Below are 14,480 nucleotides of genomic sequence, written 5' to 3' on the forward strand. Positions count from 1 at the left end.
CCACCCCCTGCCCCTCCCTTCCAGGGAGGGGAGCCTGTTGCGCTCCACAGCAACCCTCCGTTTCGCGCGCTAACCTTGCGCCAACCGCTCCCGCGCGCCACATGCAGCGCATGCTGATAGAAACCGAAACCACGCCCAACCCGGCAACGCTGAAATTCCTTCCCGGTCGCACCGTGATGGACGCCGGCACGCGCGATTTCGCCACGCCGGAAGAAGCCGAGGCCAGCCCGCTGGCGCAGCAATTGTTCGATCTCGGCGATGTCACCGGGGTGTTCTTCGGCAGCGACTTCATCTCGGTCACCGCCGCGCCCGGCGTCGACTGGTCGTATCTAAAAGGCGACGTGCTCGCGCTGCTGCTCGATCATTTCAGCGCGCAGATCCCATTGTTCAAGCCGGGCAATGCCGGCGGCATCAGCGTGCCCAGCGACGACGCCTTTACCGACAATCCGGAAGACGCCGATATCGTCGCGCAGATCAAGGATCTGATCGAAACGCGCGTCCGCCCGGCGGTGGCCAATGACGGCGGCGACATCATCTATCGCGGCTTCGACCAGGGTAAGGTCTTCCTGCGCATGCAGGGCGCCTGCGCCGGCTGCCCGTCCTCGACCGCGACGCTGAAGAACGGGATCGAGCAATTGCTCAAATATTACGTGCCGGAAGTCACCGAAGTCCGCGCCGTCTGATCATCCGCCAAAAGGGTTCTACCATGACCGAGAAGCTGTCCGACGCGGCGCTCGATACGATCTTCCGTACCGCGCGTTCTTACAACGGCTATACCGACCAGCCGGTCGCCGAATCCGAGCTGCACGCCATTTGGGAGCTGATGAAGTGGGGCCCGACCTCGGCCAACCAACTGCCCGCGCGGCTGATTTGGTGCGTGTCCGATGAATCGAAGCAGAAGCTGGCCGCGTGTACCAGCGCGCAAAACGCGCCGAAAATCCTCAGCGCGCCGGTCTCGGTGATCATCGGCATGGACACCGAATTCCACGAACATCTGCCCGAACTGTTCCCCCACACCGATGCCAAGGCCTGGTTCGACGGCAATGCCGAGCTCCGCGCCGTCTCGGCGATGCGCAATTCGACGCTGCAGGGCGCCTATTTCATCATCGCCGCCCGCGCACTCGGCCTCGATACCGGGCCGATGTCTGGCTTCGACAATGGCAAGGTCGACGCCGCATTCTTCTTCGATACGCCGGCGGTGCGCAGCAACTTCATTTCCACGCTCGGCCATGGCGACCCGGCGACGATCTTCGATCGCCTGCCCCGCCCGGCGTTCGAGAAGTTCAATACGATCGCTTGATCGCTTGACCTGTTGCCGTCACCCCAGCGAAAGCGGGGGTCTCCAAGGTTCAAAGAGATGCCCGCATTGGCGGGCATGACGGAAAGTTGATGTTGCGCACCCTAGTCATCGAAACCGCCACTGCCGCGTGCTCGGTCGCCTTGATCGAGCATGGCGCGGTGATCGCCGCCGCGCACGAGGTGGTCAATCGCGGCCATGCCGAACGACTCGTGCCGATGATCGCCGAACTGCCTGACGGCGGCCGCGCCCAGCGCATCCTGGTCGATTGCGGCCCCGGCAGCTTCACCGGCGTGCGGGTCGGCATCGCCGCCGCGCGCGGACTCGCCTTTGGCTGGGACGCGGAAATCCACGGCTACTCCTCGCTCCCGCTGATCGCCGCCGCAGCCTTTGCCGGCGACCCCGCCTTGCGCGATCTTGCCGTCGTGCTGGAAGGGGGCCATGGCGAGGTCTTCATGCAAGGCTTCACCGCCCCGCCTTTCGCCGCCACGGAGGCGTTCGCGTCGCTCAAGCCCGCGGCCGCTCTGGCCTCGCTCGGCCAGCGCGCCGCCTTTGGCAGCGGCATCCGCCACCTCGCCGCGCTCGACGACACGCTGGCGCTGGGCGACCGCCTGCCCGATGCCGCCGCCGCGATCCTGTTGCCGGCCGCGTTCACCACCCTGCCCCCGCGCCCGATCTACGGCCGCGCGCCCGATGCCACGCCACCAGCGCCGCGAGTGCGCGCATGAGCACGGTGCTCAACCTGATCGACTTGCGCGCTGGGACGACCGCCGATCTCGCGGCAGTCGAGGCGCTGATGGCCGACGCGTTCGATCCGCGCTTTGGCGAGGCATGGACGCGCGGCCAGTGCCTCGGCATCATGGCACTGCCCGGTGTGTGGCTGACCGTCGCCTCGATCGACGGCACCCCCGCCGGCTTCACCTTGTCGCGCATCATTCTCGACGAGGCGGAACTATTGTTGCTCGCCACGGCGCCGTCCTGTCGCCGCCGTGGCGTCGGCGCAACGTTGCTGCGCGCAACAATTGCCGACGCGCGCGATCGTGGTGCAGTTACCCTCCATCTGGAAGTCCGTGACGGCAACGATGCGGTAAGATTGTACAGTAAGGCCGGTTTCGCCAAGGTCGGCCAACGACGCGGCTATTATCGCGGCACCAACGGCCAGGTGTCGGACGCCTTTACATATCGCTGCGCGTTAGCCTGATGCACCGATCTTGACGAAAATGTTACTTGCGCCGGTTCGATCGAACGACGATAGGCGCACCCACGGCCGGAAATGTAATTCAGCCGCTCACGGGTCGAAGGAACTACCATGGAACTAGAAAACGAAATGGGTGATGCGCTCATCACCCTGACGGCCGATATTGTCGCGGCCCATGTCAGCAACAACAGCGTAGCAGTCTCCGATCTCGGCGTGCTGATCTCCAACGTGCATGGCGCGCTCGCCGGCCTTGGCGGTCCCATTTCGGAGCCGGAAGTGAAGCAGGAACCGGCCGTTTCGGTACGCTCCTCGATCAAGCCGGACTTCATCGTCTGCCTCGAAGATGGCAAGAAGCTGAAGATGCTGAAGCGTCATCTTATGACGCACTACCAGATGACTCCGGAACAATATCGCGCCAAGTGGAATCTTCCTGCCGATTATCCGATGGTTGCGCCTAACTACGCGGAACAGCGTCGCACGCTGGCCAAGAAGATCGGCCTCGGCACCAAGCGCCGCAAGGTCACCGCACCGGCCCGTTGAGCTACAGGGCGCCGATCGCCGATGGCATCGGCGCCCCGTTACCCCGGCACGGCCGGGATCGTTGTGAATGCACAGCGCACCTGCTCCCCGGCACCCCCGCCAAGCCGAAGCGGCAATAAGCTCTTATTGAGAATCACTCTCCTCTTTATCAATAAGCCCAGAGCGCCTACATTGGCGTCATGGCCCGAAAGATTGATCTCGAAGCTCTTTGTAACGAAAAGGGTCTGCGCATCACCGAGCAGCGCCGCGTTATCGCGCGCGTGCTCTCAGAAGCGGAGGACCATCCCGACGTCGAAAAGGTGTATGCCCGCGCCTCGGCGATCGACCCTGGCATCTCGATCGCCACGGTGTACCGCACCGTGCGCCTGTTCGAGGAAGCCGGCATCCTCGACCGCCATGATTTCGGCGACGGCCGCGCACGCTACGAGCCCGCCCCCGAAGCGCATCACGATCACCTGATCGATGTCGAGAGCGGCAAGGTGATCGAATTCGTCGATCCCGAGCTGGAGCAATTGCAGAAGGCGATCGCCGAACGCTTGGGCTTTCGCCTGGTCGATCACCGCATGGAATTGTACGGCGTCGCGCTCGACCGCAAGGCTTAAATCCTACAACGGCGTCATCCCCGCGCAGGCGGGGATCCCTCGTCGCAGCGACCACGATCAATACCAAGTTTCGCCAGTATGGATTCCCGCCGTCGCGGGAATGACGAATGTGGATGACTCGCTGGAGAGCCGGATGCCGATCCATCCCCAAGCCAAACCATGCTGACCCCCGAGCAACGCGCCGCCGCCGCCGCCGGCACGCCGCCACCGATCGACGCGCTCGGTACGCTCCGCATCACATTGCGCGCCACTGGGCTGGTCCTGGCTCTGCTCCTCACCGTCCCGCTCCACTATCTGTGGCGCCTGCTCCGTCAGTCCTCCCCCTGGCCGAAAATCTTCCTCGGCTGGGCCGCCCGCCTGGCCGGCGCACGCGTCACCCGTGTCGGCACGCCGCTGAAACGCGACGTCTTCTATATTTCCAACCATCTGAGCTGGATCGATATCCTCGGTATCGCCGGGCAGAGCGGCACCGCCTTCGTCGCCAAGCAGGAAATCCGCGACGCGCCGATCGTCGGCTGGCTCTCCACGCTTAACCGCACCGTGTTCGTCAAACGCGAAAACCGCCTCGGCGTGGCCGAGCAGATCAACCAGTTGCGCGATGCGCTGGAGGATAATTGGTCGGTCACCGTGTTTCCCGAAGGTACCACCACCGACGGCCAGTCGCTGCTGCCGTTCAAGACCCCGATGCTGCGCGTGCTGGAACCGCCGCCGCCCGGCGTGCTGGTCCAACCCGTGCTGCTCGATTACGGCGCGGTGGCGGAGGAGATTGGCTGGATCGGCGAGGAGACCGGCGTGAACAACGCCAAACGTCTGATGTCACGCAAGGGCAGCTTTCCGCTGAGAGTACATTTCCTCGAGCCGTTCTTCCCGGCGGATTTCGGCGGGCGAAAAGCCATCGGCGCGGAAAGCCGCCAGCGGATCGAGCAAGCGCTGATCGCGACCTTGGGCAAGCCGCTCAGGCCGTTCGCCTATGCAGTGGAGTCGGTGAAATTCTCTCCTCCCCGGCACGGGGAGGTGGCAGCCGAAGGCTGACGGAGGGGGTGGCCCGGCAACGCAATCGTAGCGTGTTCGGAAGTCCCCCTCCCCGTTCCGGGGAGGATTTGAGGTTCCGCCTCACCCAGCCTATAGCCGCGTCATCATGAAACCCGCTCCCAAGACCTTTGCCGTCAAATCCTTCGGCTGCCAAATGAACATGTACGACGGCGACCGCATGGCCGAGCTCATGCTCGCGCAGGGGCTGACCCCGGCCGACACCGCCGATGCCGACCTGATCGTGCTCAACACCTGCCACATTCGCGAAAAGGCGACGGAAAAGGTCTATTCCGATATCGGCCGCCTGCGCAAAGACGCGCGCAAGAAACATGGCGGCGATCCGATGATCGCCATCGCCGGCTGCGTCGCGCAGGCCGAAGGCGCGGAAATCGTCACGCGGGCCAAGGTCGATATCGTCGTCGGCCCGCAAGCCTATCACAACCTGCCCGCTCTCGTCGCCAAGGCGGCGCGTGGCGAATCCGCGCTCGACACCGGCATGCCGGTCGAGACCAAGTTCGGCGCGCTGCCCAGCCGTCGCCGCGTACCGCCATCCGCTTTCCTCACTGTGCAGGAAGGCTGCGACAAATTCTGCACCTATTGCGTCGTGCCCTACACGCGCGGCGCCGAAGTCAGCCGCGGCTGGCAGCAGATCGTCGACGAGGCCAAGGCCTTGGTCGATGCCGGCGCACGCGAACTCACGCTGCTCGGGCAGAACGTCAACGCCTGGACCGATGGCCCGCGCGGGTTGCATGATCTGATCGCCGAACTCGACAAGATTACGGGCCTCGCGCGCATTCGCTACACCACCAGCCACCCCAACGACATGACGCAAGGCCTGATCGACGCGCACCGCGACGTGGCCAAGCTGATGCCGTTTCTCCACTTGCCGGTCCAATCCGGCAGCGACCGCATCCTCAAAGCGATGAACCGCAGCCATGACCGCGAATCCTACCTGCGGCTGCTGGAACGCGTCGTCGCGGCGCGGCCGGACATCGCGCTGTCGGGCGATTTTATCGTCGGCTTCCCCGGCGAAACCGAAGCCGATTTCCGCGAGACGCTCAGCCTGGTCGACGAGGTCGGTTACGCCCAGGCGTTCAGCTTCAAATACAGCCCGCGCCCCGGCACGCCCGCCGCCGGCATGGACGAGCAGATCGCGCCCGAGGAAATGGATGAACGCCTGCAACGACTGCAGGCCGCGCTCAACCGCGATCAGGCCGCGTTCAACGCACGCACGCTCGGCCGCACGTGCCGGGTACTGATCGAGCGCAAGGGCAAGCTCCCCGGCCAGATGCTCGGTAAGTCGCCCTGGCTGCAATCGATCCACCTGCTCACCGACGCGGCGATTGGCGATTTGGTCGAGGTCGATATCGTCCGTGCCGATCCCAATTCGCTGTCTGGCGTGGAGCGGATAAAAATCGCCGCCTGACCTGCAGCGATTTCCGCTGTCCTACACGCTGCGGCTCTGCCAGACTTGCTGGCGGATGCAGCCGACTCGTCTCTCCAAAATGCCCCGCGGTCTCGACCGACCGTTGTCGCGCCGATTCCGCCACATATATAGGCATTTGACGCCGCCCTCCGGCGTCTCGGCGAAATCGTCCAGGCCTAACCTTTGACTAACCTTAGCCTCACCCCCAGCGAAGGAATTGCATGAGCCGCAAGCCCGTCCCCGCCCAATCGGGCGAGCGTAGCCGCGCCGAACTGGTCTTCGACCGCCCCCAGCTCATGTCGCAATTGTTCGGTGAGTTCGACCAGAACCTGCTGCAACTGGAAAGCCGGCTTGGTGTCTATATCACCGCGCGCGGCAACAAGATCCAGCTCGAGGGCCGCGCCGAGGCGGTGGCCGAAGCGCGCGACGTGCTGCAGGGCCTGTACAACCGCATCGTCCGCGGCGAGCGCGTCGACCAGGGCATGGTCGATGCGGTGATCGCCATGTCGGCCGAACCGACCTTGGCCGGAATCATCTCGGTAGATAGCGGCGCGCCTAGCATCATGATCCGCACGCGCAAGAAAACGATCGTCCCGCGCACGGTGGCGCAGGCACATTACATGCGCGAACTGGTCAATAACGACATCATCTTCGCGCTCGGGCCAGCGGGCACCGGCAAGACCTATATCGCCGTCGCGCAGGCGGTCGCGCAACTCATCACCGGCAGCGTGCAACGCCTGATCCTGTCGCGCCCGGCGGTGGAGGCGGGCGAGAAGCTCGGCTTCCTGCCCGGAGACATGAAGGACAAGGTCGATCCCTATCTGCGCCCGCTGTACGACGCGCTCAACGATTGCCTCCCCGCCGAGCAGGTCGAACGCCGCATCGCCAGCGGCGAGATCGAGATCGCCCCGATCGCCTTCATGCGCGGGCGCACCTTGGCCGATGCCTTCATTATCCTCGATGAAGCGCAGAATACCACGCCGAGCCAGATGAAGATGTTTCTCACCCGCTTCGGTGAGAACAGCCGCATGGTCGTCTGCGGCGATCCCAAGCAGACCGATCTGCCCGGCGGCATGAACGCCTCCGGCCTCAACGACGCCGTCGTCCGGCTGGAGGGCGTCGAAGGCATGTCGATGTGCCGCTTCGGCTCGGGCGACGTGGTGCGCCATCCGATCGTCGGGCGGATCGTGGAGGCGTATGAGGGGGTGGATGCTTGAAGCTAGGGATATCCTGACGTATCTTTGGGATATCCAGGAGATGCATCATGGCTTCTTTGTTCATCAAGGACAGTGAAACAGCGGCGCTTGCCACAGAAATCGCCACTAGGCTCGGCACGACCAAGACGGAGGTGGTGCGTGATCTGTTGCGCCGAAAGAAGGCTGAACTCGGCGACGAAGAGCCCAAGCAGGACTTCCTCGAATGGATGCGGCAATATCGGCGCGACCATCCGTTGCCGCCGCCGACGGGGCTGAAGGCAGACAAGGCATTCTTTGACGAGATGTGGGGTGAAGAGCCTTGACGACCTTCGTCGATGCGTCGGCGCTGGTAGCGATTATCGGCGATGAGCCGGATGGCGACCATTTTGCGCAGATAGTACGAGACACTGATGACCTGATATGGTCGGCCATGTCTTGCTGGGAGACGATATCGGCGCTGCGCTGTTCGCATGAGTTCGGGGTCGAGCGGGCGCGACGCGAGGTTTCCGCCGTCGCGAACCGAGCCGGGTTGGTGTTGGTCGCGATCGGATCGGATGAACTCGACTGGGCGTTGGATGCCTATCTTCGATATGGCAGGGGTAGACATCCGGCCAAGCTCAATATGGGTGACTGCTTCGCCTATGCCTGCGCGAAAGCAAATAATGCCAAGCTTCTCTACAAGGGAAATGACTTTGCCCAGACCGATCTCGCCTGATGCTTGAGACCGCCCTATCCATCGAATCCCCCTGGGACGATAGCGTCGACTGGGAGGCCCTCGCGCTGCGCGCCGCGAAAGCCACGGTCGAGCGCACCCCGCACGGCGAACTCGCCACCGGGACCGCCACCGTCGAGATCTCCATCCGCCTCACCACCGATGCCGAGGTCCAGACGCTCAACGCGCAATATCGCCAGAAGGACAAGCCGACCAACGTGCTCAGCTTCCCGATGGTGCAGGCCGATCTGCTCGACACGATCGGGCAGAATTCGGACGATGGCGAGGTGCTGCTCGGCGATATCGTGCTCGCGCACGGCGTCTGCGCCGCCGAGGCGGCGGAAAAAGGCATTTCCGTCGAGGCGCATACCACACATTTGATCGTGCACGGCACGCTCCACCTGCTAGGCTATGATCATCTGGAGGATCACGAGGGTGAAGCGATGGAGGCGATCGAAATCGACGCGCTCAAGTCGCTCGGCCTCGCCGACCCCTATCTGATACGTGAGGACTGACCGCGACCATGCCCGAGGGCCAAAGTACCACCGACGCCGGGGACGCCGGTACCAACGAAGGCAGCATATGGCGCTCGTTGCGCGCCATGATCTTCGGCGAACAGGGCGACGATTCGCTGCGCCATCAGCTCGAGGAAGCGATCGATGCGCACGAGGATGATCCCGCGCCCGACGCCAAGGGCGATCTCTCGCCGCTGGAACGCACGATGGTGCGCAACCTGCTGCATTTCGGCGAGCGCGATGCCGGCGATGTCGGCGTCCCCCGCGCGGACATCGTCGCGGTCGAGGAACAGACGCCCTTCGCCGATCTGATCAAGATCTTTGCCGAAGCCGGTCACAGCCGTCTGCCGGTCTATCGCGAGAAGCTCGATACGATCATCGGCATGATCCATCTCAAGGACGTCTTCGCGATCCTCGCCACCGGCGCGGATCATCCCGACACGTTGGAAGGGCTGATCCGCCAGCCCTTGTTCGTGCCGATGTCGCGCGGCGTGCTCGATCTGCTCGCCGACATGCGCGCCAGCCGCGTGCACCTGGCCGTCGTGCTCGACGAATATTTCGGCACCGAGGGGCTCGTGACGATCGAGGATCTGATCGAAGAGATCGTTGGCGATATCGAGGACGAGCATGACGAGGCGGCCGAAGCGCTGCTCGTGCCGCTGGACGGCGGCGCCTGGGATGCGGACGCCCGCGCCGAGCTCGAGGATGTCGGCGAAACGATCGATCCACGGCTGGCCGAAGTGGACGAGGATATCGACACGCTCGGTGGCCTCGCCGCCTTGCTCGCCGGGCACGTGCCACAACAAGGCGAATGCCTCGATCATCCCAGCGGCTGGAAGATCGAAGTGGTCGCCGCGGATACGCGTCGCGTGACCAAATTGCGCCTGCACCCGCCCCGCCCCGAACCCGAAAATGTCGATGCCTAATCCCGCACCCACCGTCATCCCCGCGAAAGCAGGGATCTATACCCCTGACGCTAGATAGTTGCCGGGTGAGCCAATATGGATTCCCGCCTTCGCGGGAATGACGATGAAGTGTTTCGACAGACCAGTTTGACGGCACAATGGATAGACCAGACCAACCTCATTTGCCGCTGATCGCTTAACTCACTCTCTCAGATCAGTTTAAGTCATCGCGTAAATGATTGCCGTTCTCTCCCCCGAGGTTCACAACGGCGACACGTTAATACGATAGTTTCCGGGACCGGATAGACCGATCCCGAAAACACAATGAGGAGTTGAGGATATGGACGCCATCACCACAGGCAGCCCGTTAAGCGATCCAAGCAAGGAACCGGCCGCACTGCGCACGCTGCTCGGCCGTACCAACCGCGATTGGTGGCCCAACCAGCTGAGCCTCGAAATCCTCCACCAGCACGGCTTGTCGGCCAACCCGATGGGCGACGATTTCGATTATGCCGAGGCCTTCAAGGCGCTCGACTATGCCGCGGTCAAAGCCGACCTGACGGCGCTGATGACCGACAGCCAGCCCTGGTGGCCGGCCGATTACGGTCATTACGGCCCGTTCTTCATCCGCATGGCCTGGCACTCCGCCGGCACCTATCGCACCGCCGATGGCCGCGGCGGCTCGTCGTCGGGGTCGCAGCGCTTCGCCCCGCTCAACAGCTGGCCGGACAATGGCAATCTCGACAAAGCGCGCCGCCTGCTGTGGCCGGTCAAGGCTAAGTATGGTCAGGCGCTGAGCTGGGCCGATCTGTTCATCATGGCCGGCAATGTCGCGATCGAATCAATGGGCGGCCCGGTCTTCGGCTTTGGGGGCGGCCGCGAGGACGTGTTCGAGCCCGGCAAGGACATCTATTGGGGCACCGAGACCGAATGGCTCGGCGCCACCCGGATCGACGAGGAATCGGGCAAGGCACTGGAGAACCCGCTCGCCGCGATCCAGCTCGGTCTGATCTACGTCAATCCCGAAGGTCCGGGCGGCTGCCCGAACCCCTTGGGCTCGGCCCGCGACATGCGCGAGACCTTCTCGCGCATGGGCATGAACGACGAGGAAACCGTCGCGCTCACCGCCGGTGGCCACACCTTCGGCAAGGCACATGGTGCCGGTGATCCCAAGCTGGTCGGGGTCGAGCCCGAGGGCGCGGACATCGCGACGCAGGGTCTCGGCTGGGTCTCAGGCCATGAGACCGGCATGGGCGATCACACCATCACCTCGGGCATCGAGGGTGCGTGGACGCCGACGCCGATCACCTGGGACATGACCTATTGGGAAATGCTGCTTGATCACGAATATGAGCTGGTGAAGAGCCCGGCAGGTGCACATCAGTGGCAGCCGGTCGGCAATCCCGACGAGACGTTAGCGCCGGCAGCGCATACCGCTGGCAAGCGCGTGCCGACGATGATGACGACCGCCGATATGGCGCTCAAGAAGGACCCGGCCTATCTCGAGATCAGCAAGCGGTTCCGCGACAATCCGGACCTGTTTGCCGATGCCTTTGCCCGCGCCTGGTTCAAGCTGACCCACCGCGACATGGGGCCGCGCGTCCGCCTGCTCGGGCCGGACGTGCCGACCGAAGATCTGATCTGGCAGGATCCGATCCCTGCGGCCGATTACGCGCCGATCGATGCCACCGACGTCGCCACGCTCAAGCAGGCGATCACCGATTCGGGCCTGTCGATCTCCGAACTGGTGACAACGGCTTGGGCTTCGGCCTCGACCTATCGCCATTCGGACCATCGCGGTGGTGCCAATGGCGGGCGCATCCGTCTCGCCCCGCAGAAGGACTGGGAAGTAAACCGTCCCGAGCAGCTCGCTCGCGTGCTGCAGGTATATGAAGGCATCAAGGCGGACTTCGATGGCAAGGCTGTGGGTGGCAAGAAGGTGTCGATCGCCGATCTGATCGTGCTCGGCGGTTCCGTCGGCATCGAGGCGGCAGCCAAGGCCGCAGGCACGCCCATCGAAGTGCCGTTCGCGCCCGGTCGTACCGACGCCTCGGCCGAGCAGACCGATGCCGAAAGCTTCGGCGTGCTCGAGCCGCTGGCCGATGGCTTCCGCAACTATCTGTCGGTCAAGTTCAGCGTGCCGACCGAGGAATTGCTGGTCGACCGTGCTCAGCTGTTGGGCCTTAGCTCGCCCCAGATGGCGGTGTTGGTTGGCGGTCTTCGCGTGCTCGGGGCGAACCACCCCAAGGCAGAAAAGCACGGCGTGTTCACCGATCGTCCGGGCCAGCTGACCAATGACTTCTTCGTCAACCTGCTCGATATGCAGACCGCGTGGAAGCAGCTCAGCGACGAAAGCGACGAGGAATATCTCGGCACGCTGCGCGAAACCGGTGAGCAGAAGTGGACCGCCTCGCGCACCGATCTGGTCTTCGGCGCCAATTCGCAACTTCGCGCGCTGGCGGAAGTCTATGCCTCGGCCGATGCCGGCAAGAAGTTCGTCAAGGACTTTGTCGATGCCTGGGTCAAGGTGATGAACGCCGACCGCTTCGATCTTGCCTCCGGGCATGTCGAGGGTAAGCCGGCGGTCGCATAAGATAGCCCTCCTATCCGTCATCCCGCGAAGGCTGGGATTTCCTGGTTCGGGTCGCAGCACCCGCCCCATGGAGACCCCAGCTTTCGCCGGGGTGACGGATAGGGGCCATTGCCCCCTCCCCCCGCCCCGACTATCCTCGCCCTTATGCGCAAACACATCCTTATCGTCCTGCTGCTGATCGTTCTGGTCGTCGGCGGCATTCTCTTTTGGCTCAGCCGCCCCGATGTCGCGAAGCTCGATCTCGCCGCGGTCACCGGCCCCCGCCCGACCATTTCCGAACCACGCAAGCAGCTGTTCCCGACGATCGCCGTCGCCGATGCGGTCGGCTGGCCCGCGGGCGCCAAGCCGATCCCCGCCGCCGGCCTCGCGGTCGATGCCTTCGCCACCGGGCTCGATCATCCGCGCTGGCTGTATCGCCTGCCCAATGGCGACGTGCTGGTCGCGGAAAGCAATTCGCCGCCGCGCAAGGGCGGCGGGATTACCGGCTGGGTGATGGGCCTGCTGATGGGCAAGGCCGGCGCCGGTGTGCCCTCGGCCAACCGCATCACCTTGCTGCGTGACGGCAATAATGACGGCGTGGCGGAGCAAAAGAGCACGTTCATGACAGGGCTCAACTCACCCTTCGGCATGGCCCTGCAAGGCGACTGGCTGTACATCGGCAACACCGACGCCTTGGTCCGCGTACCCTACAAGACCGGCGACACGACCATCACCGCCGAGCCCGAACTGGTCGTCAAGCTGCAAGGCGGCGGCAATCATTGGGCGCGCAACGTCATCGCCGACCCCGAAGGCAAGACGCTGTACGTTAGCGTCGGCTCCGCGTCGAATATCGCCGAGAACGGCATCGAGCGCGAAAAATACCGCGCCAACATCCTCGAAGTGTTCCCCGCGGCCAAGACCTTCCGCGTCTTTGCCGCTGGCCTGCGCAACCCCAACGGCATGGCGATCGAGCCGCACACCAAGCGGCTATGGACCGTGGTCAACGAGCGCGACATGCTCGGCTCCGATCTCGCGCCCGATTATCTGACGCAGATCGAAATGGGCGATCATTTCGGCTGGCCGTGGTATTATTGGGGCGGCTATCCCGACATGCGCGTCGAGCCGCAGAACCCGGCGCTGCAGGAATATTCCAAGCGCCCCGATTACGCGCTCGGGCCGCATGTCGCCGCGCTCGGCCTGTCCTTTGCCGGCGATGCCAAGCTCGGCGGGCAGTTCGCCAATGGCGCGTTCATCGGCGAACACGGCTCGTGGAACCGCAAGCCGGTATCGGGCTACAAGGTCACCTATGTGCCGTTCGGCGATAACGGCTATCCCGCCAAGGGCGCCAAGCCGGTCGACGTGCTGACCGGGTTCCTCGACAAGGACGGCGCCGCACAGGGCCGCCCAGTCGGCGTGATCACCGATGCGGCCGGCGCGCTGCTGGTCGCGGATGATGTGGGCAACGTGATCTGGCGCGTGCGGGTGAAGTAGAGCGTCACCAAGCAAATCTAACCGTCACCCCGGGCTTGACCCGGGGCCCAGCTTCTTACTTCTGGCCGTCGAAGGAGAAGCTGGGCCCCGGCTCAAGGCCGGGGTGACAATTGGGTTTGCGCGTCACTTCAACAGCTTCGGCGCTTCCTTGGCCAATTTGTCGCGGATCTTCGCCGCGAACAGCGCCAGAAACGGCGGCAGATCGATCGTCGCGCGAACCTTGTCGTCGAACAATTCGACCTTGCTCGCCACGCGCTGCCCCAGTCCCTCGATCGTGAAGTGCAGCGTATCCCCGTCCCAGCGGTGATCCTTGACCACCCCGCCCGGCACCACGCCAGCGATCTTGTCGACGCCGCTATCCAGCTTCGCGCGCACGCCTTCGCGGCCATATTTATGCGGGATATCCATCGTGATCGGATCGGTCATCTAGCAGTCCTCAGGTCGCAAACAGCATCGCATCATCGGCAAACGCCTTGAACTCGAGAGCGTTGCCCGATGGATCGCGAAAGAACATCGTCGCCTGCTCGCCCGGCTGCCCCTTGAAGCGCACATAGGGCGCGATCCCGAACGGCACGCCCGCGGCGGCGACACGGTCAGCTAGCGCCTGCCAATCCGGCATCGTCAGCACGACGCCGAAATGCGGCACCGGTACGCTGTGCCCGTCGACCGCATTCTCCACCGCGACGGGCTTCGCGTCGGGATCGAGATGCGCCACGATCTGATGCCCGAACAGGTCGAAATCGATCCACGCGTCGCTGCTCCGCCCCTCGGCGCAGCCCATGGTGCCGCCATAAAAGGCGCGCGCCGCGGCGAGATCGTGGACGGGAAAGGCGAGATGGAAGGGGCGGATCATTTGCGTGGCGTACACGATCCTCCCCGGCACGGGGAGGGGGACCATGCGCATTCTTCATGCGAACGGTGGAGGGGGTGCGCCGGCAACGGGACGTTTGCGAAAGCGGACTCTACGGAGCGGAGCGCTGCCGCCCCCCTCCGT

Annotated in this window: 17 protein-coding genes; 15 read left to right on the plus strand and 2 right to left on the minus strand. The window is 64.1% G+C overall.

What is annotated here, in order from left to right:
- The first annotated feature begins 110 nt into the window (after nucleotides 1-110).
- The 15 genes from U1739_RS06655 (at nucleotide 111) to U1739_RS06725 (ending at nucleotide 13,486) form a co-directional block, all read left to right on the plus strand.
- Nucleotides 111-683, plus strand: coding sequence for a NifU family protein (locus U1739_RS06655; protein ID WP_332705465.1), 573 nt, complete (start codon nucleotides 111-113; stop codon nucleotides 681-683).
- Between the two features lie 23 nt (nucleotides 684-706).
- On the plus strand, nucleotides 707-1,300 hold the full coding sequence (locus U1739_RS06660; protein ID WP_332705468.1) for a malonic semialdehyde reductase: 594 nt from the start codon (nucleotides 707-709) through the stop codon (nucleotides 1,298-1,300).
- A gap of 89 nt (nucleotides 1,301-1,389) precedes the next feature.
- A complete protein-coding gene (gene tsaB / locus U1739_RS06665; RefSeq protein ID WP_332705471.1) occupies nucleotides 1,390-2,025 on the plus strand; it encodes a tRNA (adenosine(37)-N6)-threonylcarbamoyltransferase complex dimerization subunit type 1 TsaB in 636 nt (211 codons plus the stop codon).
- Nucleotides 2,022-2,498: a GNAT family N-acetyltransferase gene (locus tag U1739_RS06670; protein ID WP_332705473.1), complete on the plus strand. Its 477-nt coding sequence runs from the start codon at nucleotides 2,022-2,024 to the stop codon at nucleotides 2,496-2,498. Before tsaB ends, U1739_RS06670 begins: the two co-directional genes overlap by 4 nt.
- Before the next feature lie 126 nt (nucleotides 2,499-2,624).
- The gene (locus U1739_RS06675) at nucleotides 2,625-3,035 is read left to right on the plus strand and encodes a Ros/MucR family transcriptional regulator (protein WP_443025514.1); all 411 of its coding nucleotides are present in this window, start codon (nucleotides 2,625-2,627) and stop codon (nucleotides 3,033-3,035) included.
- A gap of 179 nt (nucleotides 3,036-3,214) precedes the next feature.
- A complete protein-coding gene (locus U1739_RS06680) occupies nucleotides 3,215-3,637 on the plus strand; it encodes a Fur family transcriptional regulator (RefSeq protein WP_332705479.1) in 423 nt (140 codons plus the stop codon).
- A gap of 159 nt (nucleotides 3,638-3,796) precedes the next feature.
- Nucleotides 3,797-4,669, plus strand: a complete 873-nt coding sequence (locus U1739_RS06685; RefSeq protein WP_332705482.1) for a lysophospholipid acyltransferase family protein — start codon at nucleotides 3,797-3,799, stop codon at nucleotides 4,667-4,669.
- Between the two features lie 106 nt (nucleotides 4,670-4,775).
- Nucleotides 4,776-6,095: a tRNA (N6-isopentenyl adenosine(37)-C2)-methylthiotransferase MiaB gene (gene miaB, locus U1739_RS06690; protein ID WP_332705485.1), complete on the plus strand. Its 1,320-nt coding sequence runs from the start codon at nucleotides 4,776-4,778 to the stop codon at nucleotides 6,093-6,095.
- A gap of 221 nt (nucleotides 6,096-6,316) precedes the next feature.
- The gene (locus U1739_RS06695; RefSeq protein WP_332705488.1) at nucleotides 6,317-7,312 is read left to right on the plus strand and encodes a PhoH family protein; all 996 of its coding nucleotides are present in this window, start codon (nucleotides 6,317-6,319) and stop codon (nucleotides 7,310-7,312) included.
- A 47-nt stretch (nucleotides 7,313-7,359) separates the two neighbouring features.
- Entirely contained in the window at nucleotides 7,360-7,614 is a 255-nt protein-coding gene (locus U1739_RS06700; RefSeq protein WP_332705491.1) for a type II toxin-antitoxin system VapB family antitoxin, read from the plus strand.
- Nucleotides 7,611-8,006 (plus strand): type II toxin-antitoxin system VapC family toxin, encoded by a 396-nt coding sequence (locus tag U1739_RS06705; protein WP_332705494.1) that lies wholly within the window; start codon nucleotides 7,611-7,613, stop codon nucleotides 8,004-8,006. Before U1739_RS06700 ends, U1739_RS06705 begins: the two co-directional genes overlap by 4 nt.
- Nucleotides 8,006-8,518: an rRNA maturation RNase YbeY gene (ybeY, locus tag U1739_RS06710; RefSeq protein WP_332705498.1), complete on the plus strand. Its 513-nt coding sequence runs from the start codon at nucleotides 8,006-8,008 to the stop codon at nucleotides 8,516-8,518. Before U1739_RS06705 ends, ybeY begins: the two co-directional genes overlap by 1 nt.
- A gap of 8 nt (nucleotides 8,519-8,526) precedes the next feature.
- Nucleotides 8,527-9,444 carry a hemolysin family protein gene (locus tag U1739_RS06715; RefSeq protein WP_332705501.1) on the plus strand — a complete coding sequence of 306 codons (918 nt, stop codon included), beginning with the start codon at nucleotides 8,527-8,529 and terminating at the stop codon, nucleotides 9,442-9,444.
- Between the two features lie 319 nt (nucleotides 9,445-9,763).
- Nucleotides 9,764-12,016, plus strand: coding sequence for a catalase/peroxidase HPI (gene katG / locus U1739_RS06720; RefSeq protein ID WP_332705504.1), 2,253 nt, complete (start codon nucleotides 9,764-9,766; stop codon nucleotides 12,014-12,016).
- 144 nt (nucleotides 12,017-12,160) lie between these two features.
- Complete coding sequence (locus U1739_RS06725) at nucleotides 12,161-13,486, plus strand: PQQ-dependent sugar dehydrogenase (RefSeq protein ID WP_332705507.1); 1,326 nt, start codon at nucleotides 12,161-12,163, stop codon at nucleotides 13,484-13,486.
- Between the two features lie 123 nt (nucleotides 13,487-13,609).
- On the opposite strand, the gene U1739_RS06730 is transcribed toward U1739_RS06725, so the two are convergent.
- On the minus strand, nucleotides 13,610-13,912 hold the full coding sequence (locus U1739_RS06730) for a polyhydroxyalkanoic acid system family protein (RefSeq protein WP_332705510.1): 303 nt from the start codon (nucleotides 13,910-13,912) through the stop codon (nucleotides 13,610-13,612).
- Between the two features lie 10 nt (nucleotides 13,913-13,922).
- Nucleotides 13,923-14,339 (minus strand): VOC family protein, encoded by a 417-nt coding sequence (locus tag U1739_RS06735; protein ID WP_332706574.1) that lies wholly within the window; start codon nucleotides 14,337-14,339, stop codon nucleotides 13,923-13,925.
- Nucleotides 14,340-14,480: the final 141 nt, after the last annotated feature.

Origin of the sequence: Parasphingomonas puruogangriensis (assembly GCF_036663635.1) — a bacterium.
GTDB lineage: Bacteria > Pseudomonadota > Alphaproteobacteria > Sphingomonadales > Sphingomonadaceae > Sphingomonas.

Coding starts and splice junctions, on each gene's coding strand:
- U1739_RS06655 (WP_332705465.1), top strand. CDS start 111: ATGCTGATAGAAACCGAAACCACGCCCAACCCGGCAACGCTGAAATTC.
- U1739_RS06660 (WP_332705468.1), top strand. CDS start 707: ATGACCGAGAAGCTGTCCGACGCGGCGCTCGATACGATCTTCCGTACC.
- tsaB (WP_332705471.1), top strand. CDS start 1,390: ATGTTGCGCACCCTAGTCATCGAAACCGCCACTGCCGCGTGCTCGGTC.
- U1739_RS06670 (WP_332705473.1), top strand. CDS start 2,022: ATGAGCACGGTGCTCAACCTGATCGACTTGCGCGCTGGGACGACCGCC.
- U1739_RS06675 (WP_443025514.1), top strand. CDS start 2,625: ATGGGTGATGCGCTCATCACCCTGACGGCCGATATTGTCGCGGCCCAT.
- U1739_RS06680 (WP_332705479.1), top strand. CDS start 3,215: ATGGCCCGAAAGATTGATCTCGAAGCTCTTTGTAACGAAAAGGGTCTG.
- U1739_RS06685 (WP_332705482.1), top strand. CDS start 3,797: ATGCTGACCCCCGAGCAACGCGCCGCCGCCGCCGCCGGCACGCCGCCA.
- miaB (WP_332705485.1), top strand. CDS start 4,776: ATGAAACCCGCTCCCAAGACCTTTGCCGTCAAATCCTTCGGCTGCCAA.
- U1739_RS06695 (WP_332705488.1), top strand. CDS start 6,317: ATGAGCCGCAAGCCCGTCCCCGCCCAATCGGGCGAGCGTAGCCGCGCC.
- U1739_RS06700 (WP_332705491.1), top strand. CDS start 7,360: ATGGCTTCTTTGTTCATCAAGGACAGTGAAACAGCGGCGCTTGCCACA.
- ybeY (WP_332705498.1), top strand. CDS start 8,006: ATGCTTGAGACCGCCCTATCCATCGAATCCCCCTGGGACGATAGCGTC.
- U1739_RS06715 (WP_332705501.1), top strand. CDS start 8,527: ATGCCCGAGGGCCAAAGTACCACCGACGCCGGGGACGCCGGTACCAAC.
- katG (WP_332705504.1), top strand. CDS start 9,764: ATGGACGCCATCACCACAGGCAGCCCGTTAAGCGATCCAAGCAAGGAA.
- U1739_RS06725 (WP_332705507.1), top strand. CDS start 12,161: ATGCGCAAACACATCCTTATCGTCCTGCTGCTGATCGTTCTGGTCGTC.
- U1739_RS06730 (WP_332705510.1), bottom strand. CDS start 13,912: ATGACCGATCCGATCACGATGGATATCCCGCATAAATATGGCCGCGAA.
- U1739_RS06735 (WP_332706574.1), bottom strand. CDS start 14,339: ATGATCCGCCCCTTCCATCTCGCCTTTCCCGTCCACGATCTCGCCGCG.